The organism is Aliibacillus thermotolerans (assembly GCF_027853235.1).
GTDB lineage: Bacteria > Bacillota > Bacilli > Bacillales > Marinococcaceae > Aliibacillus > Aliibacillus thermotolerans.
In genome coordinates this window covers 1-1,933 of the sequence record NZ_WKJG01000091.1, presented here as the reverse complement: position 1 = coordinate 1,933, position 1,933 = coordinate 1, and the positions used below count along the sequence as shown (strand labels likewise).

Below are 1,933 nucleotides of genomic sequence, written 5' to 3'. Positions count from 1 at the left end.
AAATCGTTTTTTATCTCGAGTTTCCATAATCTGTTTATCCATCTCTTCTAGAATGTCTTTCATTACCCGTGAAAAAGTTTTCTGTAGTTGGCGCCAGAGAAGCTCCTCCAACTGTTTTAAATGAGGGAATTCTATGATATTCTTATTCATAAGGGTTCACTCCTTTGGGTTATTTGTTCGTACATTTAATTTTATCAAGGAGTGACCCTTTTTTCATGCCTTTTACATGGTAGCTAGCGCGCTAACGCTTGCTTCCCCCTCATTTTGGAAAGGGTTCATTGACCCTTTCCAAAATGAGGGGGATATTTTTTGCCCACAATAATTTTACTCTTACTCATCTCCCACCTACTGCCCTGCACATTCCTTGAGGATGGGAGACTTCTGTCGGAAAAAGTTAAAATATTTCTCCCTCACTAGTTTCGGATTGCAAATAGTATAGTAAGGAAATGAACCTTCCTTCACATCCCCTTTTACAAATCCCCCATTAATAGGACTTTCAATCTTTTTCCTGCCAAAACTATATACCTCTGATAACTAAGAGTCGAAGGATACGCATGATTATACGGCTTTTTTCATATGTAAAATATAATGAAAAAAACTCCTCCGTTTACTCTTAAACCAAATGAGTATTTATTTACCATTTGCAACCAATGCTTCTCAGTCAACGTCAAATGAAATAAGAAGGAGGTGGATTGCATATGAAAACTTTTCTTTCCTTTATATTTTTTACAGTAGCAATCCTTTCTGCTTGTGGGACACAGCCAGAAGAACCGGAGCAAAGAGGCGAAAGTGTTGACTCAATGATGACAGGATATGTGATGGAAAAAGAGGATAATCGTATTCTTGTCGTGGACTCGGAAGCACAGGATTTTAACGAGACAGGTGGCAGCGATGAATTTTACAATGCGATCTGGTTTTCAAATGTACCTGAAGAGGTAGAACTCGGGGATAAGGTGCGTGTGTGGTTTGATATCACTCTCGAATCATACCCCGGACAATCCGAGGCTAACAACATTGAGATCATTCCGAGTGAAACACCTGAAGGAGCAAGTTTAACAGAATCAGAGGCGTTACAACGAGCTTTAGTTACTCATGAAACAGAAGGTGTCTTTGCCGTTACGGTAATTGAGTTTGATCAAGAATCAAGTACTTGGCACATTGAACTGAAAAATACGATGAATGAAAACGTAGTTGAAATGACGGTAGAAGATGGAGCGGAGGAAGCGGTTCTCGAACGAGCGGAAAAAGTTGTCACTGCACTTCACAATGAAGACTTTGCCACACTTGCTTCTATCGTTCATCCGGAAAAAGGCGTTCGTTTTTCCCCATATGCACACGTGCTACCGGAAGAGCATATCTCTTTCACCAGTGACCAAGTGCGCAGTTTCATGGAAGATGAAAACTCCTATATATGGGGTTCCAAGGATGGTAAAGGAACGCCAATTGAATTAACTCCGTCTGCATACTATGAAGACTATTTGTATATAAAAAAATTTGCCGAAGTAGATGGATCGTTCGTCACAGAATTGAAAGAGCGGGGAAATACATTACACAATGCAGATGAAATATACCCAGAAGCACAATTTGTGGAATACTATGTCCCTGCAAGTGATGAGATTGGGATGGACTGGGCCAGCTTAATACTCGCTTTTGAGGAAGTAGATGGAATGTGGTATGTGGTCGGTATTATTATCGATCGCTGGACGATTTAATCTGATTCAAATGGAATGTTGTCTTGTTTTTTCGTAATCCTATTATCACGGAACAACCTCATAGTTAGTTTTAATCGAGTAGGAGGAGGCGATTAACCTCCGTCCTCTCACACCACCGTACGTACGGTTCCGTATACGGCGGTTCAATTAAGATTTGTAACGCAAGAATTCATAACGTTTTTGTAGACTTCTAAGCCCCTGGTGACTCCAATATGAGTTGC

The 1,933-nt window shown here is 40.4% G+C and carries 2 protein-coding genes; one reads left to right on the top strand and one right to left on the bottom strand.

Annotation, left to right across the window (positions count from 1 at the left end; genetic code table 11):
* The coding region (locus GJS40_RS12850) for a UPF0236 family transposase-like protein (RefSeq protein ID WP_270898257.1) at window positions 1-150 on the bottom strand (150 nt) is incomplete at its 3' end.
* A 548-nt stretch (window positions 151-698) separates the two neighbouring features.
* Between GJS40_RS12850 and GJS40_RS12845 the strand changes: the two genes are divergently transcribed.
* The gene (locus tag GJS40_RS12845; RefSeq protein ID WP_270898256.1) at window positions 699-1,712 is read left to right on the top strand and encodes a YobA family protein; all 1,014 of its coding nucleotides are present in this window, start codon (window positions 699-701) and stop codon (window positions 1,710-1,712) included.
* Window positions 1,713-1,933 lie beyond the last annotated feature (221 nt).

What these genes read in the sequence shown, in the direction of transcription:
- GJS40_RS12845 (WP_270898256.1), top strand. Translation starts at nt 699, where the DNA reads ATGAAAACTTTTCTTTCCTTTATATTTTTTACAGTAGCAATCCTTTCT.